Below are 24,205 nucleotides of genomic sequence, written 5' to 3'. Positions count from 1 at the left end.
CCTTACCAGATCAGCGGCGCGATCATGCGCGCGACCGCTTCGAGTCCGAGCGTCGCGAACAGCACGAACAGATAAAGGATCGAGAAGGCGAACAGCTTGCGGTTGGCGCGAAGCGAGGCGCTGCGCTCGCGCTTGCGGAACACCTCGACCGCGAGCCACAGCATGCCGGCCCCGAGCGCCAGCGAGACGACGCCGTAGACGGCATCGAAATAGCCGAGCGGCCACGGCGCAGCCGCGATCGCCACCAGGACGATGGTGTAGAGCAGGATCTGCAGCCGGGTCGCGTCCGGGCCGGCGACCACCGGCAGCATCGGCACGCCGGCGCGGGCGTAGTCATCGCTGCGGAACAGCGCCAGCGCCCAGAAATGCGGCGGGGTCCAGAAGAAGATGATCAGGAACAGCCAGAGCGGCTCCGGCGCGATCGATCCGGTGGACGACACCCAGGCGACCACCGGCGGCAGGGCGCCGGCGGCGCCGCCGATGACGATGTTCTGCGCGGTCCAGCGCTTCAGCCAAAGCGTGTAGACGACGACGTAGAAGAAGATGGTGAAGGCGAGCAGGGCGCCGGCGAACCAGTTGACGAGGATGCCGAGCGTCAGCACCGAGAAGAACGACAGCGTGATGCCGAAGGCCAGCGCTTCCTGGCGGGTGACGCGGCCGCGCGGGATCGGACGGTTGGCGGTGCGCGACATCAGCGAGTCGATGTCGCCTTCCAGCGCCATGTTGAGCGCGCCGGAGGCGCCGGCCCCGACCGCAATACACAGCAGCGAGGTGATGGCGAGCACCGGGTGGAAATGGCCCGGAGCGATGAGCAGACCGATCAGCGCCGTGAAGATCACGAGCGACATCACCCGCGGCTTGAGGAGCGCGAGATAATCGCCGACATCGGCCTCGGAAATCCGCGGGCCGACGGCAATGGCGTTCTGATCAATGACCGACACGACGAATCCAGACTTCAATTCAAACGGCCCCGACGCATGTCGCGTCAGCACCTCGCTTCAAGGATCCCGACGGCGCGCCGTCGAGCGCGCTGCCGGCGGACATCGATGCGGCGCCGGATCGGCGCCGCATCGCGAGAGCAGGGTTACTGCACCTTCGGCAGCACCTCGAACTGGTGGAACGGCGGCGGCGAGGACAGGGTCCATTCCAAGGTCGTCGCGCCCGGTCCCCACGGATTGTTCGCCGCCTGCTGCTTGCGCATGAAGGCGTCGACCACCCCATAGATGAAGATCAGGACACCGAAGGCCGAGATGTAGGAGCCGATCGACGAGACCAGGTTCCAGCCGGCATAGGCATCGGGATAGTCGATGTAGCGGCGCGGCATGCCCGACAGGCCGAGGAAGTGCTGCGGGAAGAACACGAGGTTCACGCCGATGAAGGTCACCCAGAAGTGCGCCTTGGCGATGGTCTCGTTGTACATGTAGCCGAACATCTTCGGGAACCAGTAGTACCAGCCCGCGAAGATGGCGAACACCGCGCCGAGCGACAGCACGTAGTGGAAGTGCGCGACGACGTAATAGGTGTCCTGCAGCACGCGGTCGACGCCGGCGTTCGCCAGCACGACGCCGGTGACGCCACCGACCGTGAACAGGAAGATGAAGCCCACCGCCCACAGCATCGGCGCGCGGAACTCGATCGAGCCGCCCCACATCGTGGCGATCCAGGAGAAGATCTTCACGCCGGTGGGCACCGCGATCACCATGGTGGCGGCGACGAAATAGGCCTGCGTCGCCGAGGACATGCCGACCGTGTACATGTGGTGCGCCCACACCACGAAGCCGATGCCGCCGATCGCGACCATGGCGTAGGCCATGCCGAGATAGCCGAACACGGGCTTGCGCGAGAAGGTCGACACGATCTGGCTGATCATGCCGAAGCCGGGCAGGATCAGGATGTACACTTCCGGATGGCCGAAGAACCAGAACAGGTGCTGGAACAGCACCGGATCACCGCCGCCGGCCGGATCGAAGAAGGTGGTGCCGAAATTGCGATCGGTCAGCATCATGGTGATGGCGCCGGCGAGCACCGGCAGCGACAGCAGCAGCAGGAACACCGTCACCAGGATCGACCACACGAACAGCGGCATCTTGTGCAGGGTCATGCCCGGCGCGCGCATGTTGAAGATGGTGGTGATGAAGTTGATCGAGCCGAGGATCGACGACGCACCGGCAAGGTGCAGCGACAGGATCGCGAAATCCACCGCCGGTCCGGGATGGCCCGAGGTCGACAGCGGCACATACATGGTCCAGCCGGCGCCGACGCCGTTGGCGCCGGGCTCGCCCTCGACGAAGGTCGAAGTCAGGAGCAGCGCGAACGAGGCGGGCAGCAGCCAGAATGAGATGTTGTTCATGCGCGGGAACGCCATGTCCGGCGCGCCGATCATGAGCGGCACCATCCAGTTGCCGAAACCGCCGATCATCGCCGGCATGACCATGAAGAAGATCATGATCAGGCCATGCGAGGTCACGAACACGTTGTAGGTGTGGTTCTCGTGAAAGAGCTGCACGCCCGGATACATCAGCTCGATGCGGATCGCGACCGACATGGCGAGGCCGATGATGCCGGCGCACACCGCGAAGATCAGATACATCGTGCCGATGTCTTTGTGGTTGGTCGAATAGATCCAGCGCCGCCATCCGGTCGGGTGGTCGTGCGCGTGATCGTCATGGCCTGCATGGGTCGCTACGTTCGTCGCCATTGTCCAATCCTCAGTGTCCCCGTGGACCGCCAAGGCGGCCCTCAATCTTAGCGTTCATCCGCGCTCGGCTACTGCGACACGCCCGCAGCCGACGCATAGGTGCTCGTGGGCGCGCTGGCGTACTTCTTCTTGGCGTCCTCGACCCAGGCGGTGAATTCCTGATCGCTCACGACGCGCACCGCGATCGGCATGTAGGCGTGATCCTTGCCGCACAACTCGGAGCACTGGCCGTAATACATGCCGACCTTGGTCGCCTTGAACCAGGTCTCGTTGAGGCGGCCGGGAATGGCGTCGATCTTGACGCCGAACGACGGGATCGCCCAGGAGTGGATCACGTCGGCGCCGGTGGTCTGAACGCGAATCACCTTGTTGACCGGCACGACCATCTCGTTGTCGACGGCGAGCAGGCGCGGCTGCTTGTCCTGCGCCAGCAGCGAGTCGAACTCGAACTTGCCGTTGTCGGGATAGGCGTAGCTCCAGTACCACTGCTTGCCCGTGGCCTTGATGGTCATATCGGCCTTCGGCACATCCAGCTCGAGGAACAGCAGCCGGAACGACGGCACCGCGATCATGACCAGGATCAGCACCGGGATCAGCGTCCAGGCCACCTCGATCAGCGTGTTGTGGGTCGTCCGCGACGGCACCGGGTTGGCGCGCGCGTTGAACTTGACCACCACGGCGATCAGCAGCGCCAGCACGAACAGCGTGATGATGGTGATGATCGTCAGCAGCAGCCCGTGGAACCAGGTGATGTTCTCCATCACCGGCGTCGCGGCCTCCTGCAGCTTGACTTCCCATGGCGCCGGCTGGCCCGTTTCAGCAAACGCCGCTCCACCCGACACGAGCGTCATGCCCGTTACGGCCAACCCCAGCAAGGCGCCCAATTGGCCTTTCGACATCTTCATGCCGTCGCGCTCCCTTCAGAACTTTCCCCCTCGGCGCACCGCCCGCTTCACGCAGCGGCGCGTCGTTCGATCCGCTCTCCTGACAAATGGCCTTCGGGCGGATGCATAGAAAAGCACCTGGGCCAGTTCACTGGAATGACGAAATCTTTCTTCTCAAACCATAATTCTTGATCTATCGCAATGCAGTCTTGCGCCTGATATCGCGCGCCGCGCTGTTCGCCGCGACAAGCGTATTTTCCGGGAGATTGCCGCATGCCGTGATTTCGCGGGCAACGGGCGCTTGACAGGCGTGCGGCGCGATGTAGGCAAACGGGACACGGCCGTTTGCGAGGCTGATTCGGCGAGGCGCAGCGGCAGCGCCCACCAGGGTGCGGCCATTTTTGGTATCGTTTCGTGCCGTACGCCGACGACGCTGTCCTCAAGACGCCATCATTGCCGTATCATGGCGTCGGACGCGCAGATCACCCACAGGAAATTGTCATGGCACCGACCCGGATCAGGGTTTCAACGGACAGGACAGCTGACATGTCGACCCCAGCTGCGAATGACTCGCGCCGTTTGTACCGATTCAGCGCGGTGCGTGCGCGACTCACGCGTGTTGCCGCGATGACCTCCGCCGCAGCGACCGCGGTCGCGATGATCGCTGCGACGGTCGTCGGCGTGCCGCATGCCGCGTGGGCGCAGGGCGCGGTGCGCTCGGTGCATGGCGACTGGCAGATCCGCTGCGACACGCCGCCCGGCGCGCAGGCCGAGCAGTGCGCGCTGATCCAGAGCGTCGTAGCCGAGGACCGCTCCAATGCCGGCCTCACCGTGATCATGCTGAAGACCGCCGACCAGAAGAGCCGGCTGATGCGTGTGGTGGCGCCGCTCGGCGTGCTGCTGCCGTCCGGCCTCGGCCTGAAGCTGGACAACCAGGACGTCGGCCGCGCCGGCTTCGTGCGCTGTCTGCCCAATGGCTGCGTCGCCGAGGTGGTGCTGGAGGACAAGCTGCTCGGCCAGCTCAAGACGGCGAAGACCGCGACCTTCATCATCTTCGAGACGCCGGAGGAAGGCATCGGCTTCCCGCTGAGCCTCAACGGCCTCGCCGAGGGCTTCGACAAGCTGCCCTGACGTCGGCTGCGATTGACGGGATTCGCACGATGCCGTGATCGGGCCGTGAGACGGTGTGACGCGATCTCAGCGTCGCCCGTCGAGCGCCAGCGCCATCACCAGCAGGGTCTTGTCGAACCCGTCATCGCCGGGCTCCCGCGGCTGCACCGCCTTGAGCAGGAATCCGGCCTGCTGGTACAGCCTGATGGCGTTGGTGTTGCTGCGGTAAACGGTGAGCTCGACGCGCGAGAAGCCAGCCACCCGCGCCGCCTCGAGCGCCGCCGCCATCAGTCGTCGGCCCAGGCCCTGGTGCCGGAACTGCGGCATTAGGCCCATGCCGAGCACCCCGATCCGGGCATCGATTGGCCCTGATTTGGGCGTCACATCGCACCAGCCCACCACCTCCCCGGCCGAGAGAGCGACGAATTGCGGATATCCCTCGTGGATGTTGTTCAGAATGAAGGCGCGCGTCGACTCGAGCGGCGGCGCCTGCACGAACGACAGATAGCGCCGTTCGCGCGCGACGTAATCGAGCGTGCGGTGGAAGCTCTCGATGTGAGCGGACGTGATGGGAACGATCTCAACCATGTCAGTTCGGTAATCATCCAGCCCCTCGCGCCCCGGCGTCAAAACAACTATCTTGGAATGAACGCTCCGACAACGGATTGACACATGACTGCTCCCACCACCTCCCTGCTCGAGCGCGCCAACCTGGACCGTGATGCGGTCCGGAGCGAGGTCGGGCGTGGCCTGGCCGGCGCCGATGACGGCGAATTGTTCTTCGAATACAGCCAGACCGAGGCACTGACCTTCGACAATGGCCGGCTGAAGCAGGCGACCTACGACACCAGCCAGGGTTTTGGCCTGCGCGCGGTGAAGGACGATGCAGTCGGCTATGCCCATTCCTCCGACGTCTCGCTGCCGGCCCTGATGCGCGCGGCCGATGCCGTCAGCGCCGTGCGCGGCGGCTATTCCGGCACGTTCGCGAGCGCGCCGCCGCACACCAACGTCCGGCTCTATGGCGACGACAATCCGCTGGACGCCCCGGGGTTCGAAAGCAAGGTCAAGCTGCTCGGCGAGATCGACGCGTATTTGCGCGACAAGGATCCGCGCGTGCGCCAGGTGACCGTGAGCCTCGGCGCGACCTGGCAGGTCGTGGAGATCCTGCGTCCCGACGGCGAGAGCTATCGCGACATCCGCCCGCTGGTGCGCGTCAATGTTTCCGTCGTCGCCGGCCAGGGCGACCGCCAGGAGAGCGGCAGCAAGGGCTATGGCGGCCGCGAGGCCTATGCCCGCTTCATCGAGACCAAGGCGTGGCGCGAGGCCGCCGACGGCGCGCTGCGCGAGGCGCTGGTCAACCTCGAATCCGTGCCCGCCCCCGCCGGCGAGATGGACGTCGTGCTCGGCGCCGGCTGGCCCGGCGTGATGCTGCACGAGGCGGTCGGCCACGGCCTCGAGGGCGACTTCAACCGCAAGAAGACCTCCGCCTTCGCGGGGCTGCTGGGCAAGCCGGTCGCCGCCAAGGGCGTCACCGTGGTCGATGACGGCACCATGGCCTCGCGCCGCGGCTCGCTGTCGATCGACGACGAGGGCACGCCGACCAGCCGCACCGTGCTGATCGAGGACGGCATCCTGGTCGGCTACATGCAGGACCGCCAGAACGCCCGGCTGATGAACATGGCGCCGACCGGCAACGGCCGCCGCCAGGGCTACGCACACGTGCCGATGCCGCGCATGACCAACACCTACATGCTGGCCGGCGAGCGCGATCCGGCCGAGATCATCGCCTCCGTCAAGAACGGCATCTATGCCGTCAATTTCGGCGGCGGCCAGGTCGACATCACCTCGGGCAAATACGTCTTCCAGTGCACCGAGGCCTACAGGATCGAGAACGGCAAGGTCGGCGCGCCGGTGAAGGGCGCGATGCTGATCGGCAACGGTCCGACCGACCTCAACCGCATCAGCATGATCGGCAACGATCTGTCGCTGGACACCGGCATCGGCACCTGCGGCAAGAACGGCCAGGGCGTGCCGGTCGGCGTCGGCCAGCCGACGCTTCGCATGGATCGCATTACGGTCGGAGGCACGGGCCGATGAGCCTTGAGAAGATGTCCACGGACAAGACCAGCACCAAGGCCCCGCGCACGGGCGCCGTCCGCAAGGAAAGCACCTGGGGCGGCCAGCTCGCGCAGCTCGTCGCGGTCGTCATGGTGGTGTTCGTCGCCAAGGGCGCGATCGCCGAGCCGTTCTACGTGCCGTCGGGCTCGATGGAGCCGACCCTGATGATCGGCGACGCCCTGCTCGCCTCCAAATTCCCCTACGGCTACGGCACCTCGTCGCTGCCGATGCAGATCACGCTGCCGGAGACCGGCCGCCTGTTCGGCGAGACGCCGAAGCGCGGCGACGTCGTCGTGTTCCGCTGGCCGGGCGACACCTCGCAGGCCTGGGTCAAGCGCGTCGTCGGCCTGCCCGGCGACCGCATCCAGATGCGCCAGGGTCAGCTCTACATCAACGGCCAGGCGGCCGCGCTGAAGCCGGACGGCATCGGCGATGCCGAGGACGACACCGGCCGCAACGATCCGGCCTATCGCTACGTCGAGACGCTGCCGAACGGCGTCTCGCACCTGATCTTCAAGATGCGCGACAACGGCCGTCTCGACAACACGCCGGAGGTGACGGTGCCGCCCGGCAAGCTGTTCGTGCTCGGCGATAACCGCGACAACTCCGCCGACAGCCGCGTGGCCTTGCGCGATGGCGGCGTCGGCCTGCTGCCGATCGACAATCTCGTCGGCCGCGCCGATGCCGTGGTCGGCTCCTGGGACCTTGGCTACAAGAACCAGCCGGTCTGGGCCTGGCTGTCCGGCTTCCGGCTGGATCGCTTCTTCACCGCGGTGCGTTGAACGAACGCCGATGACCTTCGACGATGTCAGGGCGCTCGCGCTGGCATGGCCGGAGGTCGAGGACGGCACGTCCTATGGGACGTCAGCGCTGAAGGTGCGCAACAAGATGCTGGCGCGCCTGAAGGAGGACGGGGACAGTCTCGTCCTTCCGGGCGTGCCGCCGGACGAACGCGCGATGCTGGTGGAAAGCCGGCCGAAGCTGTTCTATTTCACTGATCACTACCGCGATTATTCAATCGTGCTGCTGCGGCTGTCCGAGGCGAGAGCCGCTGACGTCGCGCCGCTGCTGCGGCGGCAGTGGCGGGCACTGGCGTCCCGGAAAGCCGTCGCCGCGTTCGATTGCGGTTGAGCGCTCGGCTTTTTCCCGCATCCGGTGCGGCGGGTGCAGCAATGTCCGCATGATCGGATGCCATTTGCATGCTATCCACGGGCATGACCGAAGAGGACTTCGTCGCGTCAGCGCTCCGCAATCCCGTCAACACGGCGATCCTGGATATGCTGCGCGTGACGACGCTGCCTGATGCGTGGATCGTCGCCGGCTGCCTGACCCAGACGGTCTGGAACGTGCGCACCGGCCGCCCGGTCGATCACGGCATCAACGACTACGATATCTTCTACTTCGACCCCGACACGTCGTGGGATGCCGAGGATGCCGTGATCCGGCGCATGGCATCCTGTCTCGATCGGGTCGATGCCAAAGTCGAAGTCCGCAATCAGGCGCGCGTGCATCTCTGGTATCCGACCAAGCACGGCCGGCCCTACCCTGCCGTGACACGGTCCACCGACGGCATCGATCGCTTCCTCACCGTGAACACGCAGGTCGGCATCCGACCGGCTTCTGGCGGCTACGAGGTCTATGCCCCCAAGGGCCTCGACGACATCGGCCAGATGATCGTGCGTCCGAACTATACGGCCAATTTCTCGGTGACGAACTACACGGCCAAGGCGGCGCGCTGGAAGGCACTGTGGCCGGAGATCACGGTGATCGCTCCTGAGGAATGATCCACGCGGATAGCAACAGCTCATTCCGGCGCGCGCGGAGCCACGCCCCGGAATGACACTGAGTTGTGGGTCCGCCTATGCAGCTCGGACGTTAGATCGACGTCGTCAGCTCCGTCAGCCACGCCGGCGAGACGGCGACCAGCCACGCCTCGAGCTGCTTGTCGACGCCGCTGAGGATCGCGACCGCGACGACGACGAAGGCCGCCCCCATCAGCATCTTGCCGAGCTTGCCGGCCGACAGCAGCCGCGCGCGCAGGCGTACCATGGTCGTTCGCGACAGCACCCCGAGCACGACCAGCGGCAGGCCGGCGCCGAGGCCGAAGGCCAGCATGGTCAGGCTCACCATCACGAGGTCGCGTCCCTGCGAGGCCAGCAGCGACGCCGCGCCCAAGGTCGGACCGACACAGGGCGACCACACCGCGCCGAGCAGCAGCCCGATCATGAACTGGCCGCCGGCGCCCGACGTTGCGAAGCCCTGGGAATGCCAGTCGGCCCAGCGCTGCACCGGTCCACCTGCGACGGCGAGTTGCGCCTGCCAGGACGGCACCAGCAGCACGACGCCGATCGCCAGCATGATGATCGCTGCGACAAGACGGAACGCGCCGGCATCGAGGCCGATGGAGTTGCCCGCGAGGGCGATGAACAGGCCGATACCGGTGAAGGACAGCGCAAGGCCGGCCGCGAGCGCCAGCGCACCGCGCGGATGCGCGGAGGCCGCCGCGCCGAGCACGATCGGCACCAGCGGCAGCACGCAGGGCGACAGGATCGAGAGCAGGCCGGCCACGAAGGCCAGCAGCAGCGCAAGCATGATGCGCTACAGGCTCTTGTCGAGCAGCGCCGCGATCGAGGCTTCCTTGGTGTCGCCGACCGAACGTCCGGTCTCGGTGGTTCCCTTGAAGGTGATCAGGGTCGACTGCATCTGCGCGCCGAACGCTTTCACCACCGGCTTCATGTCGTCGAAGTCGACGCGGAAAATCTTGAGGTCCTTGAATTTGGGTTCTGCCGCGAGCTTGTCGATGATCGGCTTCTGCGCCTTGCAGGTCGGGCACCATCCGGCATGGATCTCGATCAGGATCGGCTGCCCAGCCGCTTGAGCAGCCTTGAAGGCGGCGTCCGAATAGGCGGTCTCGATGGCGGAGGCCGCCTTCAGCCCAGCGAAAGCAAACGTGGCAGCGACTGCTGCGGTGACGAAGAACCTGCGCGAAAACGTCATGACACACCCGATCTCTGCGTTGCGACAGGCAGCCGGCGGCGAAAGCCGTCCGGTGCCGTCGTTCAATACGCAGGAGACGGATGCAATGTTACCCGACAATGCAGAAAATCTGCGGGCCGGACGTTTGCCAGGTCAGCGAACGACGCCCGACGTGAAGCCCGCCTTGCGCCGCGGCGGCTTGATTTCCTTCTTCAGGAAGCAATGCGCCTCCTTGCCGGCATAGCCGGGTCGGGCGAAGGTCCAGGCGCGGCACTTGTTGTCGCCGGTGCAGGCGGCCTTGCAGATCTCCTCGGCGTCGGCGGCCTTTTCTTCCTTCTTGTCCACCGCCTTGTCGCCGCTGCTCTTGTCGCCCTTGTCGGCGGCCTTCTCGGCCTTGTCGCCGCCCTTCAGATCAGTGGTCTTGATGTCGAAGCTGCGGTAGTCGCCGCCGGGACGGTCGATCGACGTCTCGACCGCATCGTTGCGGATCTCGACGACACCCGCGCCGCGCACGCCGGAAACGCAGCAATTGTCCGGCACCCGCGACGGCACGCTGTTCTTCAGCCAGCACACCGCACCCGCTTCCATCACGGTCGGATAGCTGAAGCTCCAGGCGCGGCAGCGCCGGTCGTGCTCGCACAGCAGCGCGCAATCGGCCGGGTCGCCGGAGGCGATCGGCGCGCTCATGTAGTCGCCGCCGGGGCGATCGGAATAGGTCTGGGCTGAAGCCGGCGTCAGGCAGGCAGCCACGAACAGGCACGCCAGTGCCCTCAGCCATGCCCCGATGAAGCGCCCCACGCGCCGCCGCTGAACCATCCGACCCATTGTTAGTGTTCGAGTTTTCTTGCGAGTTTTTAGGCAGTCATTTGATCGCCACGAACCTGTACGGCGGATGAACGGCCCGGACCGGGGGAGCTGCGGAAGGCAAAGCAGCGGCGCCCAGGCGCTGAATCGAACCTGAGACACAAATCGCAACAGAGAACAGGGGACCCGAGCCGCCGACCGCCTCAACGTGGAACAGGCGACGCAGCGAACCTGCGACGGCTGCAGGGACGGCCGTTCCGATCAGAACGCATATTCGTCGTAGGCCGGCTCGACCGAGCCGCCCCACGGGCCGTCGAACTTCTCCAGCATCTCCTCCGCCGGCGAGCGGCCGCAATCGATGATCTGATCGAGCGGCTCGAGATAGCGGCTCTCGTCGCGGCCATTCTGATCGACGCGGTTGCGGCGGCGCAGGCCGTGATGGGCGAGCGTCAGGCACTCCTTCGCCACCTCGAACACGTAGCGATTGCGGATGCGCGTCTTGAAGCCGAGGCGCGGCACGTCGTCGCGCAGGTTCTGGCGCTCGAACGCGGTCCAGTCCTTGACGAGGTCCCAGGCCGCATCGAGGCTGACATCGTCGTAGAGCAGGCCGACCCAGAACGCCGGAAGCGCCGGCAGCCGGCCCCATGGCACACCGTCGGCACCGCGCATTTCCAGGTAGCGCTTCAGACGCACCTCGGGGAAGATCGTCGAGAGGTGATTGGCCCAATCCGACAGCGTCGGCCGCTCGCCCGGCATCGCTGGGTTCTTGCCTGCGAAGAAGTCGCGGAACGAGGTGCCGGAGACGTCGATATAGGTCTCCTCGCGTTTCACGAAATACATCGGAACATCGAGCGCGTAGTCGACCCAGCGCTCGAAGCCCATACCGTCCTCGAACGCCCACGGGATCATGCCCGAGCGCTGATTGTCGGTGTCGCGCCAGATCTCGGAACGGAACGACAGGAAGCCGTTCGGCTTGCCCTCGGTGAACGGCGAATTGGCGAACAGCGCGGTTGCGATCGGCTGCAACGCCACCGAGACCCTGAGCTTCTTGACCATGTCGGCTTCGGAGGAGAAGTCGAGATTGGTCTGCACGGTGCAGGTCCGGTACATCATGTCCAACCCGTAGCTGCCGACCTTCGGCATGTAGCTGGTCATGATCTTGTAGCGGCCCTTGGGCATCATCGGAATTTCGGCGCGCGACCAGGACGGCGTCATGCCCAGGCCGAGAAAGCCGATGCCGAGCGGGGTCGCGATCTCGCGCACCTGCGCCAGATGCGCCATCAGCTCCGCATGCGTCTGGTGCACGGTCTCGACCGGCGCGCCGGACAGCTCGAACTGGCCGCCGGGCTCCAGCGAGATGGCGCCGCCGCCGGTGACGTCATAGAGCCCGATGATGTTGCCGCGCTCCATGATCGGCTCCCAGCCGAGCAAGAGCTTCATGCCTTCGAGCAGCGCGCCGATGCCGCGCGCACCCTCGTAGGGGACCGGGCGGTGACCGTCGAGCGTGAACGGCGTCTTCTCGTGCTCGGTGCCGATGCGGAAGGCGGACGGCGGCTTCACGCCGGCGGCCAGCCAGGCCACGAGCTCGTCGCGCGACTGCAGCGGGGTCATATCGATCTGGTCACGCGCCATGGGAGTCTCGGTTCAGAAGCGCTTCGAGGGTCGCGCGTGGTGACAGGAAGGGCCGCGGACCCCAGGGGGCCGCGGATGTGAATGGGAACGGATGCTTCATCGGATCGCTGCGCCCTCTCCGGCCGCCAACGGAGCGGCCTGACCACAGGAGCAGCCGAGGCGATCCAGCAGCATGCAGAGCTTTGCGGCGTCGGTATCCGACAGCTTGGAGCCGACATGCTTCTCGATCGCGGCGGAATAGGCCGACCACATCCGCTTCTGCAGCTCGCGCCCGGCCTCGGTGATCTCGACGAACTGGCCGCGCTTGTCCATCTTGCATTCGCGCCGGATAACCAGACCTTCGTCGACCAAACGGTCGATCAGCCGGGAGGTGGAATATTGCGGGATCAGCATCTGCCGCTCCAGCTCGACCGGACGTAGCTCGCCGGAGGGCGCGCGCGACAGTTCGAGAAGCGCATCATACCATGCGAGCGGCGGGAACCCGGCCTTCTTCAGCTCCTGCTCGACGCAGTCCAGCACCCGGCTCTGGACCCGCATCAGGCGGATCCAGGCGGCGGTCGCCTCGGTCGATGGTTTGCGTTTCATGGGCCGGCTCGTATCCTCAGATGCGCAGTCTAGCGCATTCGATGCAGCTGCATCAATCTTGACTATTCCATGCATCTGCATGTAAGGGCGGGTGTGACCGCTCGACAGGTTCCAAGGACAAAAACGGTCTCACGGAGGAATACAGGATGAAGCTTTATTATTCACCCGGCGCCTGCTCGCTCTCGCCCCATATCGCCCTGCTCGAGGCCGGGCTGCCCTACGATCTGGTCAAGGTCGATCTGCGGGCCAAGACCCTGGAAAATGGCGACGATTACCTGAAGGTCAATCCGAAGGGCCAGGTGCCGGCGCTGGGGCTGCCGAGCGGCGAGATCGTGACCGAAGGCCCGGTGATCGTCCAGATGATCGCCGACCAAGCCAAGGACAAGGGACTGGCGCCGGCGCGCGACAGCGGCGAGCGCTACAAGCTGCTGGAATGGCTGAACTTCATCACCTCCGAGCTGCACAAGAATTTTGGCCCGATGTTCTCGCCGGTGCTCGCCGACGACGCCAAGGCGTTCTTCAAGGACCGCGTGATGGGCAAGTTCAAGTACATCGACGGCCAGCTCGCCGGCCGCGACTACCTGATGGGCAGCCAGTTCACGGTCGCCGACGGCTACCTGTTCACGATCCTGACCTGGGCCGACCGGATGAAGTTCGACCTGTCGGCGATGCCGAATCTCGTGGCCTACAAGAACCGCGTCGCGGCGCGTCCCAAGGTGCAGGAAGCGCTGACCAAGGAAGGGCTGATGAAGGCGGGGTGAGTTCTACGTTGAAAGAACTCACGACTGCACCTCGGGCGGTCTGTTCTCTCCCCCCTTGTGGGGGAGAGATAGAGAGGGGGGTAGCCACGGACACCGTCGCCTGTGGCTACCCCCCTCCCTAACCCTCCCCCACAAGGGGGGAGGGAACGGAGATCGGGCGAGGCCGGCTCCGTGCTAACTCACAACAGGACTAAGCCGCCGCCTTCTTCGGCGGGAAGCGGCCGTAGAAGGTTTCGCCCTTGGCGGCCATCTCCTCCAGGAGCTTCGGCGGCGCGAAGCGCGAGCCGTACTTCGCCGTGAAGGTGTGGCACAGCTCGACGAACTTCTTGGTGCCCATGAAGTCGATGTAGGACAGCGTGCCGCCGGTGAACGGCGCGAAGCCGAAGCCGAGGATCGAGCCGACATCGGCCTCGCGCACGTCGGTGATGACGTGGTCCTCGACCGTGCGCGCGGCTTCGACCGCCTGCACCACCAGGAAGCGCTGCTTCAGCTCCTCGACATCCAGCGTATCCGGATCGAGATGCTTCGGCTGCAGCTTGGCCAGATCCGGCCACAGGCTCTTCTGACCCTTGCCCTTCTCGGGATAGTCATAGAAGCCCTTGGCGTTCTTGCGGCCGAAGCGGCCCTGCTTCTCGACCAGCTCGACCATCAGCTTCTTGTGGTCCTGGTTGATCGCGTTGGGGCCGAGATCGTGCTCGGTCGCCTTCATGATCTTCAGGCCGAGATCGAGCGCGACCTCGTCCGACAGCGACAGCGGGCCGACCGGCATGCCGGCCATCTTGGCCGCGTTCTCGATCATCGCCGGCGGCACGCCTTCGAGGAACATCTCGTTGCCCTCGGCGATGTAGCGCATCACGCAGCGGTTGGCGAAGAAGCCGCGGGAGTCGTTGACGACGATCGGGGTCTTGCCGATGGTGCGGACATAGTCCAGCGCGGTCGCCAGCGCTACGTCGCCGGTGGCCTTGCCCATGATGATCTCGACCAGCATCATCTTCTCGACCGGCGAGAAGAAGTGGATGCCGATGAAGCGGCCCTGGTCCTTGAACTCCTCGGCCAGCGAGGTGATCGGCAAAGTCGAGGTGTTCGACGCGAAGATCGCGCCGTCCTTCAGGTGCTGTTGCGCCTTGGCATAGGTCTCGGCCTTGACCTTGCGGTCCTCGAATACGGCCTCGATGACGAGATCGCAATCCTTCAGCGCGGCGTAGTCGGCGGTGGCGGTGATGCGGCCCATGATCGCCTCGGCCTCGCCCGGCTTGGCGCGGCCCTTCTTGACGAGGCCATCGATCACGCTCTGCGCGTGGGCCTTGCCCTTGTCGGCACTCTCCTGGTCGCGATCGATCAGCACCACCTCGAGGCCGCCGCGCGCCGAGACATAGCCGACGGACGCGCCCATGAAGCCGGCGCCGATGACGGCGATCTTCTTCAGCTTGGTCGCGGGCACGTCGGCCGGACGACGCGCGCCCTTGTTCAATTCCTGCATCGACAGGAACAGGCTGCGGATCATCGCCGCCGCTTCCTTGGAGCGCAGGATCTTGGTGAAGTAGCGCGACTCGACCCGCAACGCGGCGTCGATCGGCAACTGCAGGCCCTCATACACGCAGCTCATGATGGCGCGCGCGGCCGGATAGTTGTCGTAGGTCTCGCGGCGATAGATGGCGTTGCCGGCCGGGAACATCATCATGCCGTTCTTCGAGAACACCGGGCCGCCGGGCAGCTTGAAGCCCTTCTCGTCCCACGGCTGAACCGCCTTGCCGCCACCCTTGATCCAGTCCTTGGCCGCCTTGATGAGATCCGCGGCCGGCACGATCGCATCGACCAGCTTGAGCGCCTTGGCTTTGTCCAGCGTCAGCGCTTCGCCCTTCAGCAGCAGGTTCATGGCGTCCTGCGGCTGCACGATGCGCGGCACGCGCTGGGTGCCGCCGGCGCCGGGGAACAGGCCGACCTTGATCTCGGGCAGGCCGAGGCGGGTCTTCGGGTTCTCGGCCGCGACGCGGTAGTGGCACGACAGGGTGATCTCGAAGCCGCCGCCGAGCGCGAGGCCGTTGATCGCGGCGACCCACGGCTTGCCCGAGGTCTCCATCGAGCGGTTGATCTGCGAGAAGCGCCGGCTGGTGTCGAACAGCATCTGGTTGGCGGCTTCCTCACCCTTGCTCTTCAGCACATCCGCATAGATGCGGTTCATGCCTTCGAGCATGGACAGATCGGCGCCGGCGCAGAACGCCTCCTTGGCCGAGGTGATGACGACGCCCTTGATGGCGGCGTCGGCGGTGGTCTGCTTGACGATGGCCTCGAGCTCGTTGGTCGAGGTCTCGTCCAGCACGTTCATCGAACGGCCCGGAATGTCCCAGGTGATCAGCGCAATGCCGTCGGCATCGGTTTCGAGCTTGAAGTTCTTGAAGGCCATATGGATCTCCCTCGGTGCCAGCAGCCGGTCGGCGCGGCGTTGTCCTGTATTCGTCGATCGTAGGGTGGGTTAGCGCAGCGTAACCCACCGCCTCTCGCAACACGGCGGGTTACGCCTCCGGCTAACCCGCCCTACGGTTGTCACACCCGCTCGATGATGGTCGCGGTGCCCATGCCGCCGCCGATGCACAGCGTCACCAGCGCGGTCGCCTTGCCGGTGCGCTCGAGCTCGTCGAGCACGGTGCCGAGGATCATCGCGCCGGTGGCGCCCAGGGGATGGCCGAGCGCAATCGCGCCGCCATTGACGTTGATCTTGTCCTTGTCGATCTCGAACGCCTGCATGTAGCGCAGCACAACCGAGGCGAACGCCTCGTTGAGCTCGAACAGGTCGATGTCCGACTTCTTCATGCCGGAGCGCTCGAACAGCTTCTCGGTGACGTCGACCGGGCCGGTCAGCATCATTGCCGGCTCCGAGCCGATATTGGCGAACGCGCGGATTTTCGCGCGCGGCTTCATGCCATACTTCGCGCCCGCCTCCTTGCTGCCGAGCAGCACCGCACCTGCGCCGTCGACGATGCCGGAGGAGTTGCCGGCGTGATGCACGTAGTTGACGCGCTCGATCTCCGGATGCGACTGGATCGCCACTGCGTCGAAGCCGCCCATCTGCGCCATCTGCACGAACGACGGCTGCAACTGCGCCAGCGACTGCATCGTCGTCGACGGACGCATATGCTCGTCCTTGGCGAGGATGGTCAGGCCGTTGATGTCCTTGACCGGCACGACCGACTTGTCGAAGCGGCCTTCCTCCCAGGATTTCGCGGCGCGCTGCTGGCTCTGGACCGCATAGGCGTCGACGTCGTCGCGCGAGAAGCCGTATTTGGTCGCGATCAGGTCCGCCGAGACGCCCTGCGGCATGAAGTAGGCGGGCACCGCCATCGACGGATCCATCGGCCAGGCACCGCCGGAAGCACCGATGCCGACGCGGCTCATCGATTCCGCACCGCCGCCGATGACCAGCTCATGCTGGCCGCTCATGATCTGCGCCGCGGCGAAGTTCACGGCGTCAAGGCCGGAGGCGCAGAAGCGGCTGATCTGAATGCCCGGAACGGCATCGCCGAGACCCGCATTCAGCGCGGCGAAGCGCGCGATGTCGGAGCCGGCCTCGCCGACCGGATCGACCACGCCGAGCACGACGTCGTCGACCGCGTCCTCAGGGATGTTGTTGCGGTCCTTCAGCGCCTTCAGCGGCACGGTGGCGAGCGCGAGCGCGGTCACCTCATGCAGGCTGCCGTCGGCCTTGCCGCGGCCGCGGGGAGTCCGTACGTGGTCGTAGATAAAGGCCTCAGGCATCACGCCCTCCTCATCTGGTCAGATTTGTTGTTGGCATAGACGAGAGCCGGCGCGCGGCGCGCACCGGCTCTCGTCTGATCCTCAGAAGGCTTCCGCCGGCAATTCCATCACGGTCGCGCAGCCGGCCTGGAGGCGGGCGAGATGCGCCGCCGTCTCTGGCAGCACGCGCTCCATGAAGAAGCGCCCCGTCACCAGCTTGGTGGTGAGATAGGTCGAACTGTCACCGGCCGCAATCTTGTCCTGCGCGACCTTCGCCATCTTCGCCCACATGTAGCCGAAGGTGACCAGCGCAAAGAGATGCATGTAGTCGGTCGCGGCGGCGCCGGCATTGTCCGGCTTGGTCATCGCGTTCTGCATCAGCCAGGTCGTGGCCTGCTGCAGATGGCCGAGCGCGGTCGACAAGGGAGCTACGAACGGCTTCATCGCGTCATTGCCGCCCTGCTCCTTGGCGAAGGTCCCGACCTCGTTGAAGAACGCCATCACCGCACGGCCGCCGTCGCGCGGCAGCTTGCGGCCGACGAGGTCCAGCGCCTGGATGCCGTTGGCGCCCTCGTAGATCATGGCGATACGCGCATCGCGCACGAACTGCTCCATGCCGTGCTCGGCGATGTAGCCGTGGCCGCCATACATCTGCTGCGCCTGGACGGCGTTGGCGAAGCCCATGTCGGTCATGTAGCCCTTCATGACCGGCGTCATCAGGCCCATGTGGTCGTCGGCCGCCTGGCGGTCCTTCGGGTCAGCCGAGCGGTGCGCGACGTCGCTCTTCAGCGAGGTCCACACCACCATCGCGCGCGCGGCCTCGTTGAAGGCGCGGATCGACAGCAGGGTGCGGCGCACGTCGGGATGCACGATGATCGGATCGGCGGCCTTGTCCGGCGCCTTGGCGCCGGTCAGCGAGCGGCCCTGGATGCGCTCGCGCGCATAGGCCACCGCGTTCTGATAGGCGACCTCGGACTGCGCGAGACCCTGCACGGCGACGCCGAGCCGGGCCTCGTTCATCATCACGAACATGCCCTGCATGCCCTTGTTCTCTTCGCCGATCAGCCAGCCGGTGGCGTTGTCGTAGTTCATCACGCAGGTCGAGTTGCCGTGGATGCCCATCTTGTGCTCGATCGAGCCGCAGCTGACGCCATTGCGCGCACCGACCGAGCCGTCGGCGTTGACCATGAACTTCGGCACCACGAACAGCGACACGCCCTTGATGCCGGCCGGCGCACCCTCGATGCGGGCGAGCACGAGGTGGATGATGTTGTCCGCGAGGTCATGCTCGCCGGCGGAGATGAAGATCTTGGTGCCGGAGATCTTGAAGCTGCCGTCGGCCTGGCGCACCGCCTTGGTGCGCAAGAGACCGAGGTCGGTGCCGCAATGCGGCTCGGTCAGGTTCATGGTGCCGGTCCACTCGCCGGCGACCATCTTCGGCACGTAGGTCTTCTTCTGCTCCTCATTGCCGTGCACGATGAGCGCCGCGGTGGCGCCCATGGTGAGGCCGCCATACATGGAGAACGCCATATTGGCCGAGCACTGGAATTCGTTGACGGTCTGGCTGAGCGTCACCGGCAGGCCCTGGCCGCCATATTCGGTCGGTGCCGACAGGCCGAGCCAGCCGCCCTCGACGATCTGCTTGTAGGCGTCCTTGAAGCCCTTCGGCGTTGTCACGCTGCCGTCGTCATGGCGCTTGCAGCCCTCGAGATCGCCCACGCGATTCAGCGGGTGCAGAACCTCTTCGGCGAGCTTGGCGGCTTCGCCGAGGATCGCCTCGCGGACATCGGCCGAGGCATCGGAGAAGCCCGGCAGATTGTCGTAGCGGTCGATCTGGAACACGTCGTTGAGCAGGAAGGTGACATCTTCCACGGGGGCTTTGTAGATCGGCATCGGCGTCTCCGGCAGGAAGGCTGAAGTTTCAGACTGGGATTTCCACGGACGCGGCAGACAATGCAGGCCGCGGACTGTAGCGGGTTTGAGGCACTTGCGGCAGCCGTCACGTTGCGGCCGTCGGTCACGTCACGACGGCTTGCTCATCGCGGCGAGCTGTTCGCCCATCAGGCGGTGCAGCAGGTTGATCGCCTTGAGCGGGCGCACCATGACCTTGAAATGGGTGATCAGACCGGCGTCGTCGAAGCTGATGATGTCGACGCCGTTGAGCTTGATGCCTTCGATCTCGTTCTCGAATTCGAGCACGGCGCCCGTGGCGTTACGCCACTCCCCGACATACTTGAATCCGGGACCGCCCAGGACTTTCTCGGCACTTGCGAGATATTTGAAGGTGATGTCGCGGCCACGCTGCGGCGTATGCACGACGGGACTTTCGAACACGGCGTCCGGGTGCAGCAGCTCCCGCAAAGCGCCGAGATCGTGAGACCTCATATAGCCGTACCATCCATCGAGGCCGGTCATTGTCATTGGGCGTCTCCTCGGGGCGGAACAGGCCAGCACCACAACCACCCCATATGCACATTGACGCATATGCGCCAGTGTGCATAATGTCAAGCGTGGAGCGGGATAGAACACGATCAGAAAAACGGGAGCAGTTTCCGGCCATGGCCCTCGGCGACGCCATCCTCGCCTGCCTTACCGAACATCCGATGACGGGCTACGAGCTCGCCAAGACGTTCGACTCCTCGATCGGCTACTTCTGGAAGACGGACCACCAGCAGATCTACCGCGAGCTGTCGCGGCTGCGCGACCGCGGCTACATCCAAGGTCGCGAGGTGGTGCAGACCGGCAAGCCCAACAAGCTGGTCTACACATTGACCCCCGAGGGCCGCGCGGCGTTCCGCAGCTGGGCGGCGCGGCCGAGCACACCGGCTTCCACGAAGGACGATCTTCTCGTCCGGCTCTATGCACTGGGCGCCGCCGACATCGGGCCGATCCGGGCCGACCTGATGGCGCGGCTGGAACATCATCGCGACCGTGCCGAGCGCTACGACCGCATCCTCAAGAAGCATTACGCTGACGGCAGCGTCGCCCCTGCCGATATGGGCAAGCTCCTCAACCTGCGTCTCGGCCTGCGCCACGAGCGCATGGTGGCGGAATGGTGCGAAGAGGCGATCACCGCGCTGTCGACGATATCCGGCGCGAGCAGCGTGCGGCCGCTCGATCCATCATCACGCGAAAATGCCGGCTGATACGCGCCGTTTGACAGCGCAAAACTTCTGACCGCGCCGGCGGTAAACTTAACGCGTTATTTACCGTAAAAGTCAAAAGTCGGGACCTGGAGCAGACGATCTGCGCGGACCCGTTCATGTTCATGTCCGGGACGCGTGGGGAGGCTGGAGGCGCTTGGTGGAGCGCTGGAAGCGGAACCGGACGAGACATGAATTCGCGCGTACCGTGGAGTAATGAAGGCATCGACCCGTCCGTCCGTGAAAGGGCCGAGGCCGCGGCGCAACGCGCCGGCATGACGCTGAACGACTGGATCAACTCCACGCTCGGCGCATCGGCCCCGCCCGATTTCCGCGGCAGCCCCGCGCCACGCAGCACGCCGACCGTCAGCCGCGATGCCCGCGAGGTGACCGACATCCATCAGCGGCTCGACTCCATCGCACGGCAGATCGAGCAGATGTCGCGCCCCGTCGCGCGCAAGGATGCGCCGCGCGACGAGCAGGGCGTCGCGCGCCAGCTCAACGACGCGATCTCGCGGCTCGACGCCCGCCTGTCACAGATCTCGACGCCGCTGCGCAAGCCGGACACCGAGGACCGCTATCGTGGTCCTGACGGCGTCGAGCGCGCCGCCGCACAGCTCTACCGGCCGGCCCAGGCGCTCAGCGCAGGCTCGTTCGACGTGGCCGTCGCCGAAATCAGCGCCCGCCAGAGCGAGCTCGACAATGCGCGCCCGCTGCCGTCGCACCAGGCGCCGCCGACCGCGCCTGCCATGGCATCCGCAGCAGCGCCGCTGATGACCCCGATCAGCGCGCCGCTGACGCCGCCGCAACCGGCGGCACCCACTCCCGATTTCTCGCTGCTCGAACGCCATCTGCTGAAGATCACGAGCCAGATCGAGGCGCTGCATCGCCCCGAGGACGGCATCGAGCAGTCGATCGCCGGCTTCCGCAACGAGCTCTCCGAGATCCGTCACGCCATTACCGAGGCGATGCCGCGCCGCGCGATCGAGTCGATCGAGAACGAGATCCGCTCGCTGTCGCGCCGCATCGACGAGAACCGCAACACCGGCGTCGACGGCCAGGCTCTGGCCGGCATCGAGCGCGCGCTGACCGACATCCGCGAGGTCGTCGGCTCGCTGAAGCCTGCCGAGCAGCTCGCCGTCTATGACGAGGCGATCCGCAATCTCGGCGCCAAGCTCGACCTGATCCTGCGCGCCAATGACGACCCCGGCACCGTGCAGCAGCTCGAAAGCGCCATCGCGGCGCTGCGTGCGATCGTCGCCAATGTCGCCTCCAACGACGCGCTGGAACGGCTGTCGGACGATCTCCGCCAGCTGTCGTCGAAGGTCGACCAGGTCACGCAGGCGCGCGACAATCACGACTCGTTCCACGAGTCGTTTGCGGCGCTCGAACAGCGCATCGCCGCGCTGACCTCGACCCTGGAGAGCCGCGAGCCGCCGGCGGCCGCGCCCGACAACACCGCCCAGATCGAGGACGCGCTGCGCGGCCTGTCCGACCGGATCGACCGCCTGCAGGTCGGCAGCGACGGCTCATCGGCGATCACGCATCTCGAACAGCGGATCAGCTACCTGCTGGAACGGCTCGAAGCCGCCAACGACCCGCGCGGCGGCAACATGACCCGGGTCGAGGATGGCCTGCAGGACATCCTGCGCTATCTCGAACGGCAGCAGGCGACCTTCGCAGCGCTGGCGGAGAGCCGGTCGCAGCGCGAAACGTCGCATGACGGCGGCCTGATCGACATGGTCAAGCGCGAGCTGTCCGACATCCGCTTCAGCCAGACCGAGACCGACCGCAACACCCAGGACTCGCTCGAGGCCGTCCACAACACGCTGGGGCACGTCGTCGACCGCCTCGCCATGATCGAAGGCGACCTGCGCAATGTGCGCGCCACCGCGAGCCCGCCGGCCGCGCTGCCGCCGCTGGCGCCGCCAATCGAGTCGCCGATGCCGGCCGCACGCGCGACGGCGCCCCAGGCCTATGCCGAGCCGGCCAAGCCAGAGCCTGCCTACCGCCCGGAGCTGCCCAATCCGGCGGCCGAGGAGCCAGCGGGACAGATTGTCGCTCCGGCCGCGGGTCAACAGGCGTTCGCAGCGGCCTCGCGCGACTTCCACGCCGCGCAGGCGTCATCGGCTGCCATGCCGCCGCCGATTCCGCCGAAGGCGATCGCCGACATCCTGGAGCCGCACGCAGCGCAGGCGCCCCGCCCGACCGTTATCGTCCCCGAGCTGCCACCGGATCATCCGCTCGAACCCGGCACCCGTCCGCCTGGCCGGACCGCATCGCCCGCCGAGCGGATCGCCGCGTCCGAGGATGCCCTGAGCGAGCTTCCCGCCGGCAAGCGGGAGCCGGTGTCGACATCGAGCTTCATCGCGGCTGCGCGCCGCGCGGCGCAGGCCGCGGCGGCCGCACAGCCTGTAGACGCCAAGAAGGCGAAGAAGGACAAGCCGAAGGACAAGGCCAAGGAGCCGCCGAAAGACCTCCCCAAGGACGTCGCCAGCGACGCTGTCAAGCCCAAGGCCAAACCCAAGGACAAGCCGACGTTCGCTCTCACCGCCGAGGGCGACGAAGAGGTCTCGACCATCGGGTCGAAGATCCGTTCGCTCCTGGTCGGTGCAAGCGTCGTGGTGATCGTGCTCGGCACCTTCAAATTCGCGATGTCGCTGCTCGACAGCGGCAGCACGCCGCCGCCGATCTCGCCGATGGAGACTCAGGGCGAGGCGCCGCGCGCGCAGATGCCGTCGGCCTCGCCGAGCCTGTCGCCGCGGCCGACGACGCCCGACCAGAGCGCGCCGTCGTTGACCTCGCCGACGCCGCTCGACCGTCAGTCCTACAATCGGGCCATGCCGAGCGAAGCGGAGACGATCGCGATGCTCGCGATCCCGCAGGACGTCGAAAAGCCAGCCACCTTACCCGCTGCCGTCCCCACTGACGTCACCGGCACGATCCCCACCGCTGCCAACGGCCAGAAGCTCGGTTTGGTGCAGGTGCCCGCCTCCGAGAAGCTGCCCGATGCCATCGGCGGACTGGCGCTGCGCAATGCCGCACTGAAGGGTGATCCGACCGCCGCCTACGAAGTCGGCGTGCGCTTTGCCGAGGGCAAGGGTGTCGCGGCGAACTATGAGGAAGCCGCGAAGTGGTATGACCGCGCGGCGCAGGCCGGGCTGATCCCGGCGGTCTTCCGTCTCGGCACCTTCTACGAGAAGGGTCTCGGCGTGAAGAAGGACGCCGACATCGCCCGCCGCTACTACGTGGTCGCCGCCGAGCGCGGCAATGCCAAGGCGATGCACAATCTCGCCGTGCTGGACGCCGACGGCGGCGGCAAGGGCGCGAACTACAAGAGCGCCTCGCAATGGTTCCGCAAGGCCGCCGAGCGCGGTGTCGCCGATAGCCAGTTCAACCTCGGCATTCTCTATGCCCGTGGCATCGGCGTCGAACAGAACCTCGCCGAATCCTACAAATGGTTCACCCTGGCCGCAGCGCAGGGTGACGTCGACGCAGGGCGCAAGCGCGACGATGTCGCCAAGCGGCTCGATGTCCAGTCGCTCGCCGCGGCCAAGCTCGCGATCCAGACCTTCACGGTCGAACCGCAGCCCGACGACGCCGTGAACGTGCCGGCGCCCGCCGGCGGCTGGGATGGCACGCAGGCGATCGCGAAGGCTGCCGCCGCCAAGGCGGCCCTGGCGAAGCGCGCGGCGGCGACGGCGCCGCGCTGACACGGGTATAGCGCCCCACTCTCGACATGGACGAGCGCTCGCGCGCAGC

The 24,205-nt window shown here is 66.1% G+C and carries 21 protein-coding genes; 8 read left to right on the top strand and 13 right to left on the bottom strand.

The window, feature by feature from the left end:
* Nucleotides 1–2 precede the first annotated feature (2 nt).
* The 3 genes from ACQR1F_RS23120 to coxB all read right to left on the bottom strand — a co-directional run bounded on the left by ACQR1F_RS23120 (nt 3) and on the right by coxB (nt 3,603).
* Nucleotides 3–941, bottom strand: a complete 939-nt coding sequence (locus tag ACQR1F_RS23120; protein ID WP_316218189.1) for a heme o synthase — start codon at nt 939–941, stop codon at nt 3–5.
* Nucleotides 942–1,084: 143 nt separating this feature from the next.
* Nucleotides 1,085–2,698 carry a cytochrome c oxidase subunit I gene (gene ctaD, locus ACQR1F_RS23115; RefSeq protein WP_316218188.1) on the bottom strand — a complete coding sequence of 538 codons (1,614 nt, stop codon included), beginning with the start codon at nt 2,696–2,698 and terminating at the stop codon, nt 1,085–1,087.
* A gap of 68 nt (nt 2,699–2,766) precedes the next feature.
* A complete protein-coding gene (coxB, locus tag ACQR1F_RS23110; RefSeq protein WP_434888224.1) occupies nt 2,767–3,603 on the bottom strand; it encodes a cytochrome c oxidase subunit II in 837 nt (278 codons plus the stop codon).
* A gap of 480 nt (nt 3,604–4,083) precedes the next feature.
* On the opposite strand from coxB, the gene ACQR1F_RS23105 reads away from it, so the two are divergent.
* Entirely contained in the window at nt 4,084–4,713 is a 630-nt protein-coding gene (locus ACQR1F_RS23105; RefSeq protein ID WP_315801543.1) for an invasion associated locus B family protein, read from the top strand.
* A gap of 66 nt (nt 4,714–4,779) precedes the next feature.
* Here the strand turns inward: ACQR1F_RS23105 and ACQR1F_RS23100 are convergent, their stop codons facing one another.
* Nucleotides 4,780–5,280 carry a GNAT family N-acetyltransferase gene (locus ACQR1F_RS23100; RefSeq protein WP_316218186.1) on the bottom strand — a complete coding sequence of 167 codons (501 nt, stop codon included), beginning with the start codon at nt 5,278–5,280 and terminating at the stop codon, nt 4,780–4,782.
* A gap of 84 nt (nt 5,281–5,364) precedes the next feature.
* On the opposite strand from ACQR1F_RS23100, the gene tldD reads away from it, so the two are divergent.
* The 4 genes from tldD (at nt 5,365) to ACQR1F_RS23080 (ending at nt 8,594) form a co-directional block, all read left to right on the top strand.
* Nucleotides 5,365–6,789, top strand: coding sequence for a metalloprotease TldD (gene tldD, locus ACQR1F_RS23095; RefSeq protein WP_315801544.1), 1,425 nt, complete (start codon nt 5,365–5,367; stop codon nt 6,787–6,789).
* Entirely contained in the window at nt 6,786–7,592 is an 807-nt protein-coding gene (gene lepB / locus ACQR1F_RS23090) for a signal peptidase I (protein WP_409997896.1), read from the top strand. Before tldD ends, lepB begins: the two co-directional genes overlap by 4 nt.
* A gap of 10 nt (nt 7,593–7,602) precedes the next feature.
* Nucleotides 7,603–7,941 (top strand): MmcQ/YjbR family DNA-binding protein, encoded by a 339-nt coding sequence (locus ACQR1F_RS23085; RefSeq protein WP_434913931.1) that lies wholly within the window; start codon nt 7,603–7,605, stop codon nt 7,939–7,941.
* Nucleotides 7,942–8,024: 83 nt separating this feature from the next.
* Nucleotides 8,025–8,594, top strand: a complete 570-nt coding sequence (locus tag ACQR1F_RS23080) for a nucleotidyltransferase family protein (RefSeq protein ID WP_316237378.1) — start codon at nt 8,025–8,027, stop codon at nt 8,592–8,594.
* Between the two features lie 91 nt (nt 8,595–8,685).
* Here ACQR1F_RS23080 and ACQR1F_RS23075 read toward each other — a convergent pair whose 3' ends face one another.
* The 5 genes from ACQR1F_RS23075 to ACQR1F_RS23055 form a co-directional block, all read right to left on the bottom strand.
* Nucleotides 8,686–9,402 (bottom strand): cytochrome c biogenesis CcdA family protein, encoded by a 717-nt coding sequence (locus tag ACQR1F_RS23075; protein ID WP_316181952.1) that lies wholly within the window; start codon nt 9,400–9,402, stop codon nt 8,686–8,688.
* A gap of 6 nt (nt 9,403–9,408) precedes the next feature.
* The gene (locus tag ACQR1F_RS23070) at nt 9,409–9,807 is read right to left on the bottom strand and encodes a thioredoxin family protein (protein ID WP_315801547.1); all 399 of its coding nucleotides are present in this window, start codon (nt 9,805–9,807) and stop codon (nt 9,409–9,411) included.
* A 132-nt stretch (nt 9,808–9,939) separates the two neighbouring features.
* Nucleotides 9,940–10,602, bottom strand: a complete 663-nt coding sequence (locus ACQR1F_RS23065) for a PAN domain-containing protein (protein WP_315801766.1) — start codon at nt 10,600–10,602, stop codon at nt 9,940–9,942.
* Between the two features lie 249 nt (nt 10,603–10,851).
* Nucleotides 10,852–12,222, bottom strand: coding sequence for a glutamate--cysteine ligase (locus ACQR1F_RS23060; protein ID WP_316181954.1), 1,371 nt, complete (start codon nt 12,220–12,222; stop codon nt 10,852–10,854).
* Between the two features lie 96 nt (nt 12,223–12,318).
* Nucleotides 12,319–12,807 (bottom strand): MarR family winged helix-turn-helix transcriptional regulator, encoded by a 489-nt coding sequence (locus ACQR1F_RS23055; protein WP_434889757.1) that lies wholly within the window; start codon nt 12,805–12,807, stop codon nt 12,319–12,321.
* A 146-nt stretch (nt 12,808–12,953) separates the two neighbouring features.
* Between ACQR1F_RS23055 and gstA the strand changes: the two genes are divergently transcribed.
* The gene (gene gstA / locus ACQR1F_RS23050) at nt 12,954–13,568 is read left to right on the top strand and encodes a glutathione transferase GstA (protein WP_434889756.1); all 615 of its coding nucleotides are present in this window, start codon (nt 12,954–12,956) and stop codon (nt 13,566–13,568) included.
* Nucleotides 13,569–13,758: 190 nt separating this feature from the next.
* On the opposite strand, the gene ACQR1F_RS23045 is transcribed toward gstA, so the two are convergent.
* The 4 genes from ACQR1F_RS23045 to ACQR1F_RS23030 form a co-directional block, all read right to left on the bottom strand.
* Nucleotides 13,759–15,972 carry a 3-hydroxyacyl-CoA dehydrogenase NAD-binding domain-containing protein gene (locus ACQR1F_RS23045; RefSeq protein WP_315801551.1) on the bottom strand — a complete coding sequence of 738 codons (2,214 nt, stop codon included), beginning with the start codon at nt 15,970–15,972 and terminating at the stop codon, nt 13,759–13,761.
* A 140-nt stretch (nt 15,973–16,112) separates the two neighbouring features.
* The gene (locus ACQR1F_RS23040) at nt 16,113–17,321 is read right to left on the bottom strand and encodes an acetyl-CoA C-acetyltransferase (RefSeq protein ID WP_315801552.1); all 1,209 of its coding nucleotides are present in this window, start codon (nt 17,319–17,321) and stop codon (nt 16,113–16,115) included.
* Between the two features lie 81 nt (nt 17,322–17,402).
* Complete coding sequence (locus ACQR1F_RS23035; RefSeq protein WP_315801553.1) at nt 17,403–19,193, bottom strand: acyl-CoA dehydrogenase C-terminal domain-containing protein; 1,791 nt, start codon at nt 19,191–19,193, stop codon at nt 17,403–17,405.
* 129 nt (nt 19,194–19,322) lie between these two features.
* Nucleotides 19,323–19,721 carry a nuclear transport factor 2 family protein gene (locus ACQR1F_RS23030; RefSeq protein WP_315717936.1) on the bottom strand — a complete coding sequence of 133 codons (399 nt, stop codon included), beginning with the start codon at nt 19,719–19,721 and terminating at the stop codon, nt 19,323–19,325.
* Nucleotides 19,722–19,858: 137 nt separating this feature from the next.
* Here ACQR1F_RS23030 and ACQR1F_RS23025 point away from each other — a divergent pair, with 137 nt between their 5' ends.
* Both ACQR1F_RS23025 and ACQR1F_RS23020 read left to right on the top strand, forming a co-directional pair.
* Nucleotides 19,859–20,446 (top strand): PadR family transcriptional regulator, encoded by a 588-nt coding sequence (locus ACQR1F_RS23025; RefSeq protein ID WP_434913930.1) that lies wholly within the window; start codon nt 19,859–19,861, stop codon nt 20,444–20,446.
* A gap of 188 nt (nt 20,447–20,634) precedes the next feature.
* Nucleotides 20,635–24,156 carry a hypothetical protein gene (locus ACQR1F_RS23020; protein ID WP_434913929.1) on the top strand — a complete coding sequence of 1,174 codons (3,522 nt, stop codon included), beginning with the start codon at nt 20,635–20,637 and terminating at the stop codon, nt 24,154–24,156.
* Nucleotides 24,157–24,205 lie beyond the last annotated feature (49 nt).

Origin of the sequence: Bradyrhizobium sp. HKCCYLS3013 (assembly GCF_051167615.1) — a bacterium.
Taxonomy (GTDB): Bacteria; Pseudomonadota; Alphaproteobacteria; order Rhizobiales; family Xanthobacteraceae; genus Bradyrhizobium.
Note: the sequence above shows the minus strand (reverse complement) of the source record. Positions and strands in the feature narration are given on the sequence as shown.